This window comes from Methylosinus sp. LW4, from assembly GCF_000379125.1.
In the GTDB taxonomy this organism is placed as follows: Bacteria; Pseudomonadota; Alphaproteobacteria; order Rhizobiales; family Beijerinckiaceae; genus Methylosinus.
Genome location: NZ_KB900627.1, coordinates 760,503 through 777,946 on the forward strand (window position 1 = coordinate 760,503; position 17,444 = coordinate 777,946).

16 protein-coding genes are annotated in these 17,444 nt (G+C 61.9%); 6 read left to right on the forward strand and 10 right to left on the reverse strand.

Annotated features, from left to right (window positions below):
• Window positions 1-10: 10 nt before the first annotated feature.
• On the reverse strand, window positions 11-172 hold the full coding sequence (locus METLW4_RS28145) for a hypothetical protein (protein ID WP_018268614.1): 162 nt from the start codon (window positions 170-172) through the stop codon (window positions 11-13).
• 316 nt (window positions 173-488) lie between these two features.
• Window positions 489-869, reverse strand: coding sequence for a hypothetical protein (locus tag METLW4_RS28970; RefSeq protein ID WP_371212336.1), 381 nt, complete (start codon window positions 867-869; stop codon window positions 489-491).
• A 203-nt stretch (window positions 870-1,072) separates the two neighbouring features.
• On the opposite strand from METLW4_RS28970, the gene METLW4_RS25995 reads away from it, so the two are divergent.
• From METLW4_RS25995 to METLW4_RS26005, 3 genes are all read left to right on the forward strand, one after another.
• Complete coding sequence (locus METLW4_RS25995; RefSeq protein WP_018268616.1) at window positions 1,073-2,236, forward strand: efflux RND transporter periplasmic adaptor subunit; 1,164 nt, start codon at window positions 1,073-1,075, stop codon at window positions 2,234-2,236.
• Between the two features lie 2 nt (window positions 2,237-2,238).
• Complete coding sequence (locus METLW4_RS26000) at window positions 2,239-5,358, forward strand: efflux RND transporter permease subunit (protein WP_043333342.1); 3,120 nt, start codon at window positions 2,239-2,241, stop codon at window positions 5,356-5,358.
• A gap of 128 nt (window positions 5,359-5,486) precedes the next feature.
• Complete coding sequence (locus METLW4_RS26005; protein WP_018268618.1) at window positions 5,487-6,485, forward strand: YncE family protein; 999 nt, start codon at window positions 5,487-5,489, stop codon at window positions 6,483-6,485.
• Between the two features lie 612 nt (window positions 6,486-7,097).
• On the opposite strand, the gene METLW4_RS0123145 is transcribed toward METLW4_RS26005, so the two are convergent.
• From METLW4_RS0123145 to METLW4_RS0123165, 6 genes are all read right to left on the reverse strand, one after another.
• Window positions 7,098-8,612 (reverse strand): metallophosphoesterase, encoded by a 1,515-nt coding sequence (locus METLW4_RS0123145; RefSeq protein WP_157235614.1) that lies wholly within the window; start codon window positions 8,610-8,612, stop codon window positions 7,098-7,100.
• A 512-nt stretch (window positions 8,613-9,124) separates the two neighbouring features.
• Complete coding sequence (locus tag METLW4_RS27440; RefSeq protein ID WP_018268622.1) at window positions 9,125-9,502, reverse strand: phosphatase PAP2 family protein; 378 nt, start codon at window positions 9,500-9,502, stop codon at window positions 9,125-9,127.
• Window positions 9,499-9,840, reverse strand: coding sequence for a hypothetical protein (locus tag METLW4_RS27445; protein ID WP_018268623.1), 342 nt, complete (start codon window positions 9,838-9,840; stop codon window positions 9,499-9,501). Before METLW4_RS27445 ends, METLW4_RS27440 begins: the two co-directional genes overlap by 4 nt.
• Window positions 9,841-10,306: 466 nt before the next feature.
• A complete protein-coding gene (gene istB, locus METLW4_RS0123155; protein WP_018264842.1) occupies window positions 10,307-11,089 on the reverse strand; it encodes an IS21-like element helper ATPase IstB in 783 nt (260 codons plus the stop codon).
• Entirely contained in the window at window positions 11,079-12,608 is a 1,530-nt protein-coding gene (istA, locus tag METLW4_RS0123160; protein WP_157234838.1) for an IS21 family transposase, read from the reverse strand. Before istA ends, istB begins: the two co-directional genes overlap by 11 nt.
• 106 nt (window positions 12,609-12,714) lie before the next feature.
• A complete protein-coding gene (locus METLW4_RS0123165) occupies window positions 12,715-13,143 on the reverse strand; it encodes a hypothetical protein (RefSeq protein ID WP_157235615.1) in 429 nt (142 codons plus the stop codon).
• A gap of 95 nt (window positions 13,144-13,238) precedes the next feature.
• Here METLW4_RS0123165 and METLW4_RS28155 point away from each other — a divergent pair, with 95 nt between their 5' ends.
• Window positions 13,239-13,946 (forward strand): hypothetical protein, encoded by a 708-nt coding sequence (locus tag METLW4_RS28155; protein ID WP_157235616.1) that lies wholly within the window; start codon window positions 13,239-13,241, stop codon window positions 13,944-13,946.
• Window positions 13,947-14,033: 87 nt separating this feature from the next.
• On the forward strand, window positions 14,034-14,267 hold the full coding sequence (locus METLW4_RS28160; RefSeq protein WP_157235617.1) for a hypothetical protein: 234 nt from the start codon (window positions 14,034-14,036) through the stop codon (window positions 14,265-14,267).
• A 27-nt stretch (window positions 14,268-14,294) separates the two neighbouring features.
• Here METLW4_RS28160 and METLW4_RS0123180 read toward each other — a convergent pair whose 3' ends face one another.
• Together METLW4_RS0123180 and METLW4_RS0123185 are read right to left on the reverse strand one after the other, a co-directional pair.
• Window positions 14,295-15,347, reverse strand: coding sequence for a phosphoadenosine phosphosulfate reductase domain-containing protein (locus tag METLW4_RS0123180; protein ID WP_083919402.1), 1,053 nt, complete (start codon window positions 15,345-15,347; stop codon window positions 14,295-14,297).
• A 5-nt stretch (window positions 15,348-15,352) separates the two neighbouring features.
• Entirely contained in the window at window positions 15,353-16,330 is a 978-nt protein-coding gene (locus METLW4_RS0123185; protein WP_043333662.1) for an ArdC family protein, read from the reverse strand.
• A gap of 343 nt (window positions 16,331-16,673) precedes the next feature.
• Between METLW4_RS0123185 and METLW4_RS0123190 the strand changes: the two genes are divergently transcribed.
• Window positions 16,674-17,162, forward strand: a complete 489-nt coding sequence (locus METLW4_RS0123190; RefSeq protein WP_018268630.1) for a MucR family transcriptional regulator — start codon at window positions 16,674-16,676, stop codon at window positions 17,160-17,162.
• The last annotated feature ends 282 nt before the right edge of the window (window positions 17,163-17,444 follow it).

A 17,444-nucleotide genomic window follows, 5' to 3' on the forward strand; every position in this document is an offset into this window, starting at 1 on the left:
AGCAAAACGCCTAACGCAGCCGCGTCAGCGACGAGACGCTCGCCGATCGTCTGCTCGTTCCGGCCAGCGCGCTCCATGTGACGAGCGCGGCAGAGCTCCGCAAGCCGTTCAGCGCTTCGAGCGTCTGCGCATGCGGAACCGGCGTCAGGAAATTCGCTCGCGAGAACTTCACCGGACCCTCGACCTTGCCCTTACCCTTCCCCTTGCCGGGGCGGCCGAAACGGTCGGAAAACAGAAAATGGCTGACGAGCTAAAGCCGCTCATGCAGGCCATCGCCGGCTGAAGTATCGTGTCTCGTGCCGGCCCGTGGCCAATAGCCGGCAAATCGAAAAATCGCGTTTTCACACGGCCTCGGTCACAGTTCCTCCTTCGCCTTCGGGAACGGCCAAGGGGCGCCATAATCGGTCATTCGACCCCCTCCAAGCGAAGGTCCTCTTTCCTTGGAGTTTGTGGACGTTCGCGGCGGCGGGGCCTGGTCGGGACGCGCACTATCGATAAGTTGGCGACCGCGCGCGTAATCGGAAGCCCTCGGTGGAAGGCGAGTTATGGGCCCGATGAAGATCGCCAGGTCGACGCCGTCGCAGACTTCGACTTGGCAAACGAGTCCGAAGGCGTCGCACACATTGCCGCTCGGCATCGGCGGTCCGAGTCCAGGTGGCGAACCCGCGCGTCCGATCGACGTCTCGGGAACGCATGTCTCGAACATGTCGGTCACGTCGAAATCTGCTTCTGTAAACGCAATTTCGACGTCTGGATTGCTTTCTTTGGCAGTCGGCGGAATCGCTTTCATTGCATCGAAAGCCGCTGGCGAGAGCGGCGTGGTCGAGCGCCTCGTCGCCGGCGGATTCGACGATCTTGCGCTCGATCATACGGCCGTCGGCGCCGACGGTGAAAGTCAGGATCCCGGCGCCTTGACGCCGCTGCGACGTACCTGCCGCGGATAGCACATGTGCTTTTGAATTTCCGCGGGGCCGGCGGCTTCACCCTACCGACACTAAACTGTCACGAGATATGGGTAGTCGCAGGCGTCTCGCATCGGCTCGCTACGCGCGAGCCTATATTTCGGATATCCATGAGCTATCGAAGCCTCCTGCTGCGAACCGCGGCCCACCGCAAGGTCGTGCTCGCATCGGTCGCGCTGACGTTCATCGTCGCGCTTTTCGGCCGATACGCCGCGACGCCGTCGCATTCGGCAGCCGGCGTGAAGCAAGCGCCCGTCGTGCCGGTAAGCGTCGACAAAGTGTCGAGAGCCGACGTTCAATCGTTTCTCACGGCGCCCGGAACCGTGAAGCCCCTGAACTCGGCGACAATCCGCAGTCGGGTCGACGGCTTGTTGAAGAAGGTTCTGTTCGTCGAAGGCCAATTGGTCCACGCCGGCGACCTGCTGGCCGAAGTCGATCCCGACCCTTATGAGGCCGCCGTCGATCTCGCCGAAGCCGCGAAGGCGCGCGACGAGGCGCAGCTCGTGAATGCGAGGCGCGATCTCGGTCGCTATTCCCGTCTGACCGAGAGCGGCGCGATCAGCGCGCAGCAAAAGGACGCGACGAAGTCGCTCGTCGCGCAATATGAAGCCGCTGTGAAGGCCGATCAGGCCCAGATCGAGCTCGCGCAGATTCAGTTCCAGTATTGCAAGATCGTCGCGCCTTTCGACGGCCGGGTGGGGACGAAGATCGTCGATCCGGGCAATGTCGTTCGCGCCGGAGAAGCGACCGGCATCGTGACGATCAATCAGATCAAGCCGATCGCGATCGAATTCACCGTGCCCGCGGACGCGCTCCCGCAGCTGCGCGAGGCGCTCGGTCGAGGGGTTGTGCCGGTCATCGCCGAAGACACTGCGGGCAAGCTTCTCGCCCGTGGCGAGCTTGTGATGATCGACAATCAGATCAATCCGACGAGCGCGACTATTCGCCTCAAGGCCAATTTCGAAAACGCCGACGAATCGCTCTGGCCCGGTCTCTTCGTGAATGTGCGGCTTCCCCTTTCGACCTACAAATCTGCGCTGACGACAGCGGCGGGCGCGATACAGCTCGGCGCCGCCGGACATTTCGCCTATGTGGTCGGAACTGACAATATCGTCGAGAAGCGCGCGATCGCCGTCGGCTATTCCGACAGGTCGCTCGCCGTCGTCACGACGGGGCTGAACGAGCATGAAACGGTGGTGACCGAGGGGCACTATCGCATTCAGTCGGGAAGCCGCGTCCAATTCCTCGTGACAAAGCCGGAAGCAGGCGGCTGACGATGGCGTTCTCTACGGTTTTCATCACACGTCCGATCGCGACCACTCTGCTCATGCTCGGCCTGTCATTGATGGGGGTCGTGTCCTATGCGCTCCTTCCCATCGCCGGCGTTCCGCAAGTCGATATTCCGACGATAAAAGTCTCCGCGCAGCTCGCAGGCGCGAGCGCCGAGACGATGGCCACGGCCGTCACGGCGCCGCTCGAACGTCAGCTCAGCGTCGTGCCCGGGATGACGACGATGAGCTCGAGCTCCTCTCTCGGCCATACGGCGATCCAGGTCGAGTTTGATCTGTCGCGCAGTGTCGACGCGGCTGCGCAGGATGTGCAATCGGCGATCAATGCGGCGCTCGGCGATCTGCCGAAAAGCATGACGAACCCGCCCATCTATGAAAAGACCAATCCCGCGGACGCCTTGCTGATGTCCATCGCCGTCACCTCCGACGATCTTCCGATCATCAAGGTGGACGAATTCGCCGAGAATTATATCGCGCCCGCCGTATCCAGGATCATCGGCGTCGGCTTTGTCGATTACCATGGACAGCAAAAGCGCGCGATACGCATACAGCTCGATCCCAGAAAGCTCGCCGCCATCGGTCTCACGACGCAAGACGTGCGCGTCGCCGTCGGATCCGCTACCGTCAATACGCCAAAAGGCACGCTGGACGGGCCCAAGCGCTCCGTCACGCTCGATGCGACCGATCAGCTATTCTCGCCGGACGCCGTAGACGAGACGATAATCGCGTATCGAAGCGGCGCCCCCGTGCGCATCATTGATGTGGGACGCGCCGTCGATGGGGTCGAGGACGTTCGCGGCGCCGCCTGGCTTGGCGAAAGGCAGACGGTAATCATCGACGTCCACAAGCAGCCCGGTTTCAACGTCAACGAGACCGTGGAGCAGATCAGGCGCGCGCTGCCCGATATCGAAAGGCGACTGCCGCCATCTGTCCATCTTCAGATTTTGGGCGATCGGACTCGCACCATCCGAGCGTCGGTCGCTGATGTCCAGCTCACATTGTCAATCAGCGTCGCGCTCGTCGTACTCGTCGTGTTTCTGTTCCTGCGTCACGCCGCGGCGACGCTGATTCCGAGCGTCGCTATTCCCGTATCCTTATTGTGCACCTTCACCGCGATGTCCCTTTTCGGCTACACGCTCGACAATGTCTCGCTGATGGCCATGACCGTGACGATCGGCTTTATCATCGACGACGCCATCGTGATGGTCGAGAATATCATCCGGCACGTCGAGAGCGGAGAGTCTCCTCTCGACGCGGCGATCCGCGGAGCCTCGGAAATCGGCTTCACCATCGTATCGATGACTTTATCGTTGGTCGCGGTGTTCATTCCATTGCTGCTCATGGGTGGGCTGATCGGGCGGCTGTTCCGAGAATTCGCGATGACGGCCAGCATCGCGATCATTATGTCCGGCGTCGTATCGCTGACGCTGACGCCGACTATGTGTGCGATCGTGCTGCGCAGGAAGCCCATCGGGGGCACGCATCGACATTCATTTCTCGATCAGCTGGAGCGCGGATTTTCGAGAATGCAGAACGCCTATGCCGCCAGTCTCCGCTGGTCCTTGCGGGAACGCTCTCTCGTTATGGCGGCCTTCGCAGTGTCCATCATTCTCACCGCCTATCTCTACGCGATCGTTCCGAAGGGCTTTTTCCCGCAGCAGGACAATGGACTCATTTCCGCGAGCGCCGAAGCCGCGCAGGATATTTCCTACCCGAGCATGGTGGAGCACACTCAGTCGCTCGTAAAGCTCATCCTCGAAGACAAGGATGTTCGCAACGTCAGCTATTGGCTCGACAATACCAATAGCGCGCGCATCAATATCGACCTCGCGCCGCTCGAGGAGCGCGACAGCTCGACGACGGAGGTGATCGCCAGATTGCGCAAGAAGGCGCAAGCCGTTCCCGGCGTCGCGCTTTTCGGGCAGGCCCGACAAGACGTCCAAATCGGCGCGCGCGTATCGAAGACGCAATATCAATACACGCTCCAGGATCCGAATATCGGCGAGCTCTTTGAATGGGCGCCGAAAATTCTCGAAAAGCTGTCGGCTCTGCCTGAGCTTCAGGACGTGACCGGCGATTTACAGGCGAATGCGCCGCGAATGGTCCTCAAGATCGATCGTGACATATTGGGACGTCTCGGGATCACGCCGCAATCTCTGGACGACGCGCTCTATGACGCTTTCGGCCAGAGGCAGATCGCGACGATTTTCAGCCAGCTCGATCAACATCATGTCGTGATGGAGGTGGAGCCGCGCTTTCAGGAGGACGTAAGCGCGCTCAGAGAACTCTACCTGCGTTCGCCGGTCTCCGGACAAATGATTCCTCTTTCTGTGCTCACAAAATTCGAGCCGTCCGTGTCGCCGCTGACGATCAATCATCAGGATCAGTTTCCCTCGGTTACGCTTTCTTTCAATCTCGCGCCGGGACATTCGCTCGGCGAGGCGCTCGACGCGATTCACGCGATGGAGCTTTCGACGCCGAAGCCCGCCGCGCTCACCGCGAGGTTTCAGGGTTCTGCGCAGGTGTTCCAGTCGTCGCTCGCGAGCCAGCCCTATCTGATCGCAGCCGCGATCATTTGCGTTTATCTCATTCTCGGGATGCTCTACGAGAGCTTTGTTCATCCGATTACGATCATTTCCACTCTTCCCTCGGCGGGAGCCGGCGCATTGGCGGCGCTGCTCATGCTCGGCTACGACTTTTCCCTGATCGCGTTGATCGGGGTCATTCTGCTGGTCGGGATCGTCAAGAAAAATGCGATCATGATGATCGATTTCGCGCTTCACGCCCAACGCATCGAGCATATGGCGCCGCGCGAGGCGATTTATGAAGCGAGCGTGAGACGCTTTCGGCCGATCATGATGACCACGCTGGCGGCTCTGCTTGGCGCTCTGCCATTGGCGCTCGGCTCGGGCGCCGGTTCGGAACTGCGTCGTCCTCTCGGCATCGCCATCGTGGGCGGATTGCTCATCTCCCAATTCTTGACTCTATACACGACGCCGATCATCTACCTCTATCTCGGCAACCTCTCGGAGCGGCTGTCTCCGCTTGTTGCACGCCTCCGTAACGTCGCTCGAACAGCTGCAGCCGAAAGGCCGGCGGCGGAATAGGTCGGTCGCTCTATGTGTTTCATAATAGTGTTATTCTGTAGTCACGTTCGCGCTGTTAGAGATTTTCCGTCGAAGTTCGTAACGAGCCGTAATGAGGCGCGCATCGGGCTCTTCGCGGAGGACAGCACTTGCGTCGCCTTTATGCATTCGCTCTGATATCGCTTCTCGGCACGGGCGCCATCGCCGAGGAGTCGAAATTTTTCGTTTCGGCGCATATCCCTGCCGGCGATGGCGGGTGGGACTTTGCTTCGGTCGATCAGCAGACGAATCGACTTTTCGTTGCGCGCTCCAACGGAGTGACTGCGATCGACCTCGCTACGAGAAACGTCACGGACCATCTGGTGGACGGCGCACGCGTGCATGGCGTTTTGCCTCTCGAAAGCTCCTCCTTCGCAATCAGCACGAACGGCAATAGCGCCAATGCGTTTCTGTTCGACAAGGCGAGCGGGAAGATCGAGTCCGTCTTTGCTACGGGACAAAATCCTGACGCACTTCTCCTCGAACCAAAGACGGGCTTTGCCGTGATCTTCAACGGGAAGAGCCATGACGCGACACTCATCGACGTCGATAAGAAGGCGGTTGTCGGGACGATCGTGCTGGATGGCAAGCCTGAAGTGGCTGCGGCGGACGGAACAGGTCGCGTCTTTGTCAATCTCGAGGACAAGAGCGTGATCGAGGTCGTCGATATCGTCGAACGCAAAGTGGTGGCGAGCTATGCGTTGCCGAACTGCGAAGCGCCGACAGGACTGGCCTTCGACGCGCCGATGGGCGCACTGATTTCTGCCTGCGATAACAATGTCGCGAAAGTCCTCGACGCCAAAACTGGGCGGGATCTCGCAACATTGAAAATCGGCAAGGGACCGGACGGCGTTCTCCTCGACACCAAACGACGTCGCGCATTCATTCCGGCAGGCGACGGAACTCTGACTGTTCTCTCGCTCGCTCCAACGATAACAGTCGTCGAAACCGTCCTGACGGCGAAGGGTGCGAAGACAGGCGCCGTGGATCCGGCGACCGGCGATGTCTATCTGCCGACCGCAAGTTTCGCGCCGCCGGAGAAGGAAGGGGCGCGTCCGCAGCCCGTTCCAGGAACCTTCAACATAGTAGTCGTCTCTTCCAGAAACTGAGGATCGCTTTCATGAAGCGCTCGTGCGAGCGATCAAGACGAGGGTAGAAGCCGGGGGCGCTACGACGCTCGGCTCGCGCAGCCAGGGTCGATTGTCGCAGCCCAACGTGCTTTGCTTCCGCCATTCGAAGAAGCGGCGAGCCAAACGAAGAATGCACTCGCCGTTTTGCTTGGCCGGTTGCCCGAGAGTCTGTCTCTGAAAAGGACGACTCTGAATGAGTTGAAGCAATCCAAATCGAGGGCTTTCGTAGCTTCTCGCATACGGGGTGCGACGCGACAGGAACTATGTCTATAGGCTCGCGTGGGCATGCCTCCGCCGAGAGCCGCCTGGCATTGATCCCGGTTTATGAGATGGCTGTCTCGGGCGTGGCGCGATGATAGCGTCTTTTTCAGATGCAAGCGGACGCTATCGCTGATCGCTGGCAACAATGAATATCTGGCGGCTCTCCGCACGAGCGTCAATCATAGGCTCTGGAAGCGAAGCGCCGGATCATCGGCGAGAGCCTCGAAGAGGGGTTTCGACGGCCAGATTGAGGTCGTGCTCGTCGAGGGTGGCCGAGGCGGCCGCCAGCAAAGGCGGCCGCCCATGCGCGATTCAGGCGCCTGTCGGTGGTTATTTGGTGATCGTGAACGCGTCGAGTTCGCGGCCCTCGGCGGTAACCTGTTGCAAATGCAGCGACTGCGCCTTCACGTCCACGATGGTCAGCGAGTGGACGTTGGAGACAAAAGTCTTGGTGAAAGGCTGCCAGGAATCGGGCGCGTCGTTCTGGTCGACGTCGTAGAGTTCCTTGCCACCCGCGCCGGTGACGACGTAGATCACGCCCTGAGGCTTCGTCTGCGTCTCTCCGTCAAAGTTCTTGTCGAGCGTCCAGCGGCCGTTGACGACTCGGCCGCGCACGCGCGTGCCGTCCTTGCCGCCCATCAGCAGTGTGCCGGCGCCGTTCTTCTGCACCTTGAAGGTCATCGGGAAGGTGCGCTGGTAGTTGTGCAGGTGCCCGCTCAGGACTAGGTCGACCTTGCCGGCTTCGAAGATAGGCGCCAGCAGTCGCATGTGCTGCTGTTCCAGGTGCTCGTTGGACGAATTGAAGCCCGGGTGATGGAAGGTGACGATGCGCCACGTCGCCTGCGTGGCGCTGGCCAGGTCGTGCGCTACCCAGGCCTGAAGTTCCTTGTTCGTCCAGTCGACGTAAGGGTTGGAATCAAGCACCGTCCAGTGTGTGTTGCCGTAGTCGAACGAATAGTTCGCCATGCGCGGGTAGGCGTCACCCGCCGCGGCCAGGAACTGGCGGCGGTTGGTCTCGTTGGCTGTCAGTTTGGGCACGATGGGGCCGCCTTCGGTGCCCGTCGGACCGTTCAGCGGTTGGTCCCAGAAAAAGTAGTAGGCCAGGCCGTCGGGGAAACGGTCGAGGTCGCGGTTGTCGATGTCGTGGTTGCCGGGCACCGTGAACATCGGCACCCGGCGCATCAGCGGCACGCCGCTGCCGCTTGGCTCGTCGGCGTTGTAAGTGGGCCAGAAGTTCTTGTCGTATTCCGAGACTAGGCCGTATTCGTAGACTATGTCGCCCGGCACCACCACCAGGTCGGGCTTGGACAGCCAGGCGCGCAGCGCCATCGCCTTCTGCTCGGCCGTGCCCGCGCCAACGTCACCAAAGGCGACGAAACGGTAGGTCTGCTCGGCGGCCTTGGGCGCCAGCGCTTTTGCGCTGAACACGGGGTGATCATTGCGCAGCAGGCGGTATTCGAACTCGCCGCCGGCCGGCAGGCCCGTGAGCGCGGCATTCAGCACCCAGCGCGGCGTCACGCCAGCCACGGCCACGCGCGTGCGCTGCGGTGCGCCGGCTCGCGTCCAAGCGGCGCTGGACGTGGGGCGCGTCTCCACGGCCCAGTCGGCGCTTTCGTCCGGCGTGTGCCAAAGCAGGTGCAGGGTGGTGGGACTGAGGTTGCGGCCGATCTGCAGATACGGCTTCACGACGAAGGCACTGGGCGCGAGAGGCTCGGCCTGTGCCCCGAGCGGCGGGGCGACGGCGGCGGCCAGCAGCAGCGGTAGTGCACGCAAGGACAGGTGCGCTTGTGCCGTAGCCGCGCACAGAGAAAGCGCGGCTAAGCGGCCGCGGACGAAGGGGGACATGCAAGGGATCCTGGCCATGGGGGGACGGACATCGGCCCCCGGGAGGTGTGCGGCCTTAGCAGGCGCGGGCGAAACTCTAGGACTTGACCGTGAAACCCGCGTGAACTTCGCGTGACGAGTTCGGTGGCATCCTGCCGAACTCCCGGACTCGTTGGCGTCGCTCACAAGCTAAGCGGCGCTTCGTCCAACGGCCGAGGCCTGAGCGAAACCAGGATCACGCTACGCGGCTCCAAGGACAGCGAGTGCAACGTCACCTTCGGCTGCATCCTCCGGGCGACACCAACGGCCGCTCGCCCCACTTCGCCTCCTTCTTCCCCCGGCCATCATCGGCGGCGCGGTCTTCGAGCCGAATACCGGGTGCGGCGCGAAGCGGACCGCGGTCAAAGGCTCGTGTGGCTCGGCTCGGGCCGAAAGGGACAAGTGCCTAGAGGATCGTGGCGATTTGTTCGGGTTGAATTATGTGAAAAAGGACCGGAGCCGATGATGCCTCGCTCCGGTCCCCGCCACCGGACTTATTTCGGCAAGTTTGAAAGGCCGAGCAAAGTGCGCGTTTCGGTTTTGGCTGCGGAGAGCTCTTTCAAATATTCCGGGTTCTGCTTCATGATCGCATGGACAGTATAAGCAATGAGTTTGCTCGCTTGCAGGTCGCTTTTGTAATGAAGGCCACATACCATTCGACTATGTCCGTAATCTTCGGCGCGGGCAATGATTTCGTCGCGCTTCTCGGGAACCATTTCCACGAGAGTCAGCCCAAGAAGCCAGCCCAGCAGTGTATGCCCACTGGGATAGGAGTCGGCCTTCGTCTTGGTTTTACAAATGGTCTTCAGCGTTTTGTCGACGTTGTAAGGATGCTCGCGATGAAAGTGCGCCTTCGCTACGCTGCCGTTCACCGCTTCATCGTTTCATCGTTTTCGATTTTCTTGCTCAACGCAGCGGTCAGAGGGAGATTTTCTGCCGAAAAGTTCTCTCCCAGAACTGTTTTGAACAGAAAAATGTGTTCATTTTCGTCATCCCATTGGGCGTGCGCCGCTTCCGCGGCAGTACGTGCGGCTTCGATTTTGTGGAGTTCCGCAAGTTCCTTCTGCTGCTTTTCTGAACCGTCGGCCGCTGGTGTCGAGAGAACCTCGACCGGCCGGGACTGTTCCGGCGAAACGAAAATCGGATCTTTTGCGAACGCCGGAGTCATGTATAGCGTCGAGAGGAGAAAAGCGATGAGAGTTTTGTTCAACTGAAGACCCCTGTCGGTCGAGATGGATAGTGCGTTTTGAACGCCTCGAACCGTTGGCTCTTCGGTATGACGAGCTTATGAATTCGCTACTTAAAACTAGCGTTAGGCCGAGGCACTCGACGAGGGCGAGACGCCTTTCTGAGACGGCGATGCATGTAGTGATCGTCGACAGACGATCTTCAATGTCCATTCCCTCGAAGGCCTGATCGCAGGCGCACCCAGAGGGCGAATGTCCACTGACGGCGTAACCGGTCGTTGGCCAATCTGGAGGACCGGGTCTTCGTTGGGTCATAGTTCCTCCTTCGCCGTCCCGAAAAGCTAAGTAGCGCCGGAAAATGGAACTTCGGCGCACGGGACCGTAGGTCCGGTTCCTGGACGCGCGGGTGTCGATTTCCGTCGAGATTTGACCCAGGATTTCCATTGAGAATTGACCCGGGTTGAAGATGGCTTGCGGGTCAGTCGGTCGTCAAGTTTTGGTCTTCTCCTTTGCAGGTTTGTCCGCCGTCGCCGAGCTGTCCTTGAACCGGAAGCTGTCGTTCCCGGTTTCGAGGATGTGGCAGCGGTGAGTGAGGCGATCGAGCAGAGCCGTCGTCATCTTGGCGTCCCCGAAGACGGCGGCCCATTCGCCGAAGCTCAGATTCGTCGTGATGATGACGCTGGTCCGCTCGTAGAGCTTGCTCAGCAGATGGAACAGCAGCGCCCCGCCGGAGCCGCTGAACGGCAGGTAGCCGAGCTCATCGAGGATGACGAGATCGGAATGAACGAGCCGCGCCGCGACTTGGCCCGACTTGCCTTGGTGCTTTTCAGTTTCGAGCGCGTTGACGAGCTCGACGGTGGAGAAGAACCGCACGCGCTTTCTGTGATGCTGGATCGCCTGGACGCCGATTGCTGTCGCCAGATGCGTCTTGCCCGTGCCAGGTCCCCCGACCAGGACGGCGTTATGCGCATCTTCGAGGAACTCGCAGCGATGAAGCTGGCGCGCGAGCGCCTCGTTGACCTCACTGCTGGCGAAGTCGAAGCCGGCGAGATCGCGATAGTTCGGGAACCGCGCGGATTTGAGCTGGTAGGCGATCGATCTCACCTCCCGGTCGGCGGTTTCCGCCTTCAAGAGTTGCGACAGGATCGGCAGCGCCGCCTCGAAGGCCGGGGAGCCTTGCTCGGTCAGCTCGCTGACGGCTTGCGCCATGCCGTGCATTTTGAGACTGCGCAGCATGATGACGATGGCGCCGGCGGCAGGATTATGACGCATGGCGCGCCTCCCGACCTTTGCGCAGCGCGTCGTANCGCTCGACATTGGCCTGCGGCTCGGTGGTGAGCGTCAGCGCATTGGGCGGCTTCACGGGCGGCGCGTCGACCGGCTTGCCGTCCACCAGGCGATGCAACAGGTTCAAGATGTGCGTCTTGGTCGGCGCGCCGGCCGCCAACGCCAGTTCGACGGCGGTCAGCACGGCCTGCTCGTCGTGCTGTAGGACCAGAGCCAAAATCTCGACCATCTCACGGTCGCCGCCCGGCTTCTCGAGCATGCGCTGTTGCAGCGTCCGTAAGGCGACCGGCAGTTCGGCGAAGGGCGCGCCGTTGCGCAGCGCGCCCGGCTTGCGCTGGATGACGGAGAGATAATGCCGCCAGTCGTAGACCGTCACGCTCTTGTCGTTATGCGAACGGGCGAAGACGCGGGCGTGCTCGCACACGATCTGCCCCTCGGCGGCGACGACGACGCGCTCGGGGTAGACCCGCACGCTGACGGGGCGATTGGCGAACGAGGCCGGCACGCTGTAGCGATTGCGCTCCAGATGGATCAGGCACGTCGGCGTGACCCGCTTGGTGTGTTCGACGAAGCCGTCGAATGGCCGCGGAGGCTGCATCAGCTGCGGAACCTCCTCGCGCCAAGCGTCCGCGATCGTCCCCGGCTGCGCGCTGTGCGGAATCTCGGCCCACAGCTCGCGGCATCGCGCCTCCAGCCAGTCGTTGAGCGCCGCCAGCGACGGAAAGCTCGGGATCGGCTGCCAGAGGCGGTGACGAGCGTCCTGAACGTTCTTCTCGATTTGCCCCTTTTCCCAGCCGGAGGCCGGATTGCAGAATGCGGCCTCGAACAGGAAATGGCTGACCATGGCGGCGAAGCGGGCGTTGACCTGGCGCTCTTTGCCGCGCCCGACCTTGTCGATCGCCGTGCTCATATTGTCGTAAATGCCTCGCCGGGGCACGCCGCCCAGCACGCGGAAGGCGTGATTGTGAGCGTCGAACAGCATCTCATGCGTCTGTTGCGGGTAGGCGCGGAGGAAGAACGCGCGGCTGTAGGAGAGCTTGAACTGGGCGACCTGCAACTTCGTCCGCTCGCCCGCGATGATCGCCCAATCCTCCGACCAGTCGAACTGGAACGCCTCGCCGGGTAGAAACGTCAGCGGCACGAACGCGCCGCGCCCGCAGGTCTGCTGCTCCCGATGCCGCGCCGCCCTCCACTCCCGCGCGAAGGCCGCCACGCGATTGTAGGAGCCGTCGTAGCCGAGGGCGACCAGATCCGCGTGCAACTGTTTGACCGTCCGCTTCTGCTTGCGCGACTTTGCGGCCTCGTGACGCAGCATGTGCGCCAGCTTGTCGGCGAACGGGTCGAGCCGGCTCGGTCGATCGGGCGTGGCGAACCGCGGCTCGACGCTGTCCGAGCGCAGGTATTTGCGCACGGTATTGCGCGACAGCCCCGTGCGTCGCGCGATCTCTCGGATCGAGAACTCCTGCCGATATCGCCAGCGTCGGATGACGCTCAATAACTCCATGTCGATCACTCCCAGGTCCCCCGCGACGGTCGAGGGGGAAAGGTTCGAACATGGGTCAGTTCTCGGTGGAAAAACCCGTGCTGCCTGGGTCAGCTCTCAGTGGAAATCAACACTCTTCGCGCGAGACGAGCCGCTCCAGCTCCTCGCCGAGGTCCTCCCAGCCCTCGGAGAAAGTCTCGCCGGCGCGGCGAAACATCCTGTCGGCGAGGTCGCGCGCGCCGAAGCCGACGAAGCGGCTCAGAGCCTCCTGTTCGTCCGGCGTGGCGTTGCGCATATCGGCCTCGATTTCCAGGGCGAGCCGAATGGCGGCGATATTGTCGGCGGCGCGGGCCTTCCAGCCATGCGCGAGCGCGCGGTCTCCGCGCAGCACGAAATCCTGCGCGGGAATCGCCGGCGCCGCGGCGGCGACGGGCGCTTCGTCCTCTTCGGGGAGAACGGGCGGCGCGCTGAAACTTCCGCCGTCGAGCGTCAATCCGCCGGAGAGGCTGGTCGAGTCGAACAGAGAGAGCGTCAATTGATTGCTGTCCTTGGCCATGGAACGAATCCTTTCGGCGAGCATGAAAAAGCCCGGCGCGCGATGGGCGGCCGGGCGTGGGCGGTGGGAGGATTTCGAGGAGGCAGGTTCGGGACGTGGCGGCCGGTCGCTCACCAGGGTCCGAAGGCGGCTTCGATGGCGAAGCGTTCGCGTCGATCGATGAGGTCCAGGGCGCGGATGTGAAGGGCGGAGCCCGCACGCGCCCGCGCGACGACATGCGCCCAAGCCTCCCGGTCGTCGCGGAATATCGGGGGGGCGTCTTGCGGATTATCGAACTTCTGCAGCTCGATATGCGGCGCGCCGTCTTTATAGCTGCCGCGATGGGATATGACCCACCCATCACGGCGCGCGGCGTCGTGGTCGAAGGCGTCGAGGCCGAACGCCGCGCCGGTGGCGGCGTCGCGATTTTCGGATTCAGTCGTGCTGAACTGTTGCATCGGAGTCTCCTCTCGATCTTCTTCTCGAAGACCCCGATCCCGCACCGAGGACGAACGGCTGGGGCAAAGGCGGCGCCTCGTGCGCCGGGATCGATCCGGCCCAGCGAAGCGGCCGGAGCGTCCCACCCTTTGCGGCGGCCGTTCGTTCGCGGTAACGGCTTCCTTTTCTCGTTCCTCCTTTTCTTTTTTCTTCTTTTCGAGCCTATGATTTGCGCAGGCTCACGAATGGTGCCGGACGACGCGAGCCGCAGGCGTCATGTCGCGCGCGATACGATCCGAGAGCCAGCGTCGACAGTCGATTCTGTCGACGACGCGCTGCTCGCCGAGATCGAGCAGGCTGGCCGCGCCGCCGAATGCGTCGAATGAGGGGAACGCGCAGCCCTGACTCCAGTGGAAGCCCCATAGGCCCGTCAATCCAAACGTCCTCGCGCAGCGCTGAACGAAAGCGATCACTTGCTCGGGATCGCCGTCTTCTCCGGAGACGATGCGAAGACTTCCTCGATCGAGGTCGCAGGCTTTCACTGTGAAGCAGATGCGCTCGTATCTGGCATCGAGCTCCTCGGCATATCGCTCATAGAGAGCGAGAGCCGATGGCAGAAACTCGGTGCGGCCGAGTGGAAGAACGCAGGAAAAATGGGTGTAGGACCGGGACATGCGATGTCTCCTCTGGCAAGAAGCAATTTGTGAAAGAAGGGAAGTCGAGAACTGCGGAATTCAGCCGGGACCGGCGGCGTCACCGAAGGCGCCGGCGGGCAGACGCCAGCGCTCGGTGGATGTGCGTATCGGCGGCGACCAATGCTCGGACATGGCGAGCTGGACCAGGTCTGACCGAGCGAGCGCGGCAGGATAAGGTCTGCCGCGATCGGCGACGGCATGGATCGAAGTGTCGCGTTTGACGGTGCAGCCGAAGCGGCGTTCGTATTCGGCGATCGTCTCGAAGCGTTCCGGCGCCATCCATCTGATCGTCGCCAACTGATCGGGCGACGCGAAGATGCAATGCATGCAGGAGACGCGGCTGAAGCCGAGCTGATAGGCAACGTGCGGAATAACGCCGTGACGCCGGAACAGATCCCAGACTTGTCGTTCCTCCAAGCCATGGATCGGACGCCAATGGTCGACATGACGAGGCCGGCGCGGACCGCCGCGTGTGTCGGTGCGATGGGGCTCAAACGTCAGATAGCGAGCCCTCGCTGGGCTCTCCTCGGCGCGTTCCCCGGTGACGACGAGCGTGCGCTTGCCGAGAAAGCGGGGCGAATTGCAGATCATGCTTCGCATCACGTCGATTTTCGCGACGGGGCTACACCAGCGTAGCCGCAAGTCTCCCGTCACCTGCGGAAACCGCAGACGCATGCCGGGAACGCCGCGACCGCCGACCGTCGCGATCTTCCCTTCTGGCGTCTCGAACATCACCGACGCGGTGGGCTCGCGATCACGCAACATCTCGCGGCGCAGGCCACCGTCGCGCCATGAGAAGTAGAGCGGAACGTCGAAGGACTCGGCGATCGCTCGGCAATAGCCTGCGGTGATCGGCCAATCGAACGTCGGCGGCCCGCGACCGTCGACGTCGTGATGATGCAGCTCGATCCGGGTGGGATCGACGCTTTCATCGATGAGATGAAGGAGCGTTCCTACGGAATCTTTGCCTCCAGATAACGCAATCAATTTGTAGTCGTAGCTGCTGAGATCAGGAATAATGGAGGATTCGGGGCGAGAACGAGCATGCGGAGGCTCGCCGCCTGCGGGGCTCGTCGATATGGCGCGTGTCATGCCGATCACGCGGCCTCGACGAGGGGCGCGTCGCTAGCGGCGGCGTCCTGTCCATCCGAGTCGCTTTGGCTTTCAGCGAAGTCCGGGTGAAAGGCGAGGCAGAAATCTGCCGCCTTCTGCGCCGCGGCGGCCGCGCGAAAGATTTCACGCTTGTCACTCTTCAAGCGATCGACCCACGATGATAGATAGCTCGCATGGTTCTCGATGTCCGTGGGCAGTCCGAGCTCGGAATTGACGAGACAACTCGCTATGTCCGCCACGAGCTCTTCTCGTGAATAACTCGCGGAACCGAAGCGCCCACTGAGATCGCGGTTCAGACGGCTCGCGGCTCCTGTCCAGTGGGCGAGTTCATGATTCTGAACGGAAGCGAGCGCTTCTGGAGAAGTGAAGGCGCGTTCAGGCGGTAGCTGAATGTGGTCAGTGGACGGACTATAGAAGGCCCGGTCGCCGCCGATGCGAACGACGGCGCCGCTGTTGCGCAGGATGATGTCAGCGGCATCGAACCGTCGCCACGGCGCTTCCTCGATCGTCGGCGCCACGAACTCAGGGATGCCGTCGATCTGCGAACCATTGAAAACCGTGGAGGCGCGAAGCAGCGGAATGTTACGCACGTGCTCCTCGCCATCCGCAGGCGCGTCGCGATCTCCGACCTGGAGGCTTTTGTAGAAGTAAATGGTCGTTCCCTTCTCGCCACCCCGCACTTGCCAGCCTCGTTCCTTAGCCTGCTTATAGCTGCAAAAGCGAGGATCGCCGCTCGCGAAGGAAAATTGAGACATGCCTAGCAAGAGCACGTTGATCCCGCGATAGCGCCGTCCAGTCTTGGCGTTGATTGGCGAGAGCGGTCCGGCCGCCTTGTCGGGATTCCACGGGCGACGCCAGGGGGCGACGCCCTGCTCTAGCACCGCGACGATGCGATCGGTCACTTCCCGATAGTGATCGCGGCGCGCAGACGCGCGGGATCCGTTCTTCTCGAATCGGCTCATTTTGTTCGTCCTTTCCATTCTGGTCTCGGAACGAACTTCGACGCCCCGCATCACGGCCGCCGGGGCAAGGGCGGGCCTCGGCCCGGGCGCTCGCGCCGAACCCTTGCGGCGGCGGACGGGCATGCGGGAACGACGCTTCCCGCTATTCGGTCTCGCTTTCGCTTCGGCTGTCGGAATTATTTCGACGCGTCGATTATTGCGTGGGCGAGGAAGCTCGGCTGGGCGACGAGAAGTCCTTTCGGCGCGCATCCAAGGAAAAGTTGCTAAAAGCGCTTGCGCCGGTGTCGTGGAGCGGCCAATAGTTGCGAAATCTTATTCGTCATGAACTGCGAGGAAAATTCGAATGACAGCTCACGAGGCGGAACCCTCTCGCTCGACCACTCTCGCGGCCGAGGTCGTCGCCGCCTTCGTCGCCAATAATTCTCTGCCGATTGGTGACCTGCCGTCGCTGATCCATGCTGTGCGCGGGGCGCTGGAAAATCTCGGCAAAGCGCCCATCGATGCAACGACGCCGCTGGCGAAACGAGAGCCGGCTGTTTCGATCCGCAAGTCGATCACGCCGGATTTCATCATATGTCTCGAAGATGGAAAGAGCTTCAGATCGCTGCGGCGCCATTTGAGGCTGCTCGGAATGAGTCCGGAGGAGTATCGGGCAAAGTGGAATCTTCCGTCGGACTATCCGATGGTGGCGCCAAATTATGCGGCGCAGCGATCAGAAATGGCAAAGAAGATCGGGCTCGGTCAGCTTCGCGAGAAGGCCGCGCCGCGCCAGAAAGCCGTCGCCGTCGCGCCGGTAAAGCGTGGACGCCCAGCCAAGAAGACGGAGGTGTAATCAGCGACTACCCCGCCATCGGCGGCGCTCGTCGTGGAGGCGATAAGCTTCGCACGCCCACGGCGCGGACTCATTTAAGGCGCGAGCCGCCTCTGAATTCGGAAACGACGTGGCGGATGCACTTGGTCCGCCCGGGAAACCTTGAATACCAAGCCACCGTCAGGGTCAGGATCGACGATGATCCTGAGATCCTAATCGGCGGCCGGCGTGTCGAAGCGTCGATAGTGCGAACCCTTGAACGCTCTGATCGTCGGACGCACAGCTACCGTCGTTATCGGCCCG

What these genes read in the sequence shown, in the direction of transcription:
- METLW4_RS28970 (WP_371212336.1), bottom strand. Translation starts at nt 869, where the DNA reads ATGATCGAGCGCAAGATCGTCGAATCCGCCGGCGACGAGGCGCTCGAC.
- METLW4_RS25995 (WP_018268616.1), top strand. Translation starts at nt 1,073, where the DNA reads ATGAGCTATCGAAGCCTCCTGCTGCGAACCGCGGCCCACCGCAAGGTC.
- METLW4_RS26000 (WP_043333342.1), top strand. Translation starts at nt 2,239, where the DNA reads ATGGCGTTCTCTACGGTTTTCATCACACGTCCGATCGCGACCACTCTG.
- METLW4_RS0123145 (WP_157235614.1), bottom strand. Translation starts at nt 8,612, where the DNA reads ATGTCCCCCTTCGTCCGCGGCCGCTTAGCCGCGCTTTCTCTGTGCGCG.
- istB (WP_018264842.1), bottom strand. Translation starts at nt 11,089, where the DNA reads ATGCGTCATAATCCTGCCGCCGGCGCCATCGTCATCATGCTGCGCAGT.
- METLW4_RS0123165 (WP_157235615.1), bottom strand. Translation starts at nt 13,143, where the DNA reads ATGGCCAAGGACAGCAATCAATTGACGCTCTCTCTGTTCGACTCGACC.
- METLW4_RS0123180 (WP_083919402.1), bottom strand. Translation starts at nt 15,347, where the DNA reads ATGACACGCGCCATATCGACGAGCCCCGCAGGCGGCGAGCCTCCGCAT.
- METLW4_RS0123185 (WP_043333662.1), bottom strand. Translation starts at nt 16,330, where the DNA reads ATGAGCCGATTCGAGAAGAACGGATCCCGCGCGTCTGCGCGCCGCGAT.
- METLW4_RS0123190 (WP_018268630.1), top strand. Translation starts at nt 16,674, where the DNA reads ATGACAGCTCACGAGGCGGAACCCTCTCGCTCGACCACTCTCGCGGCC.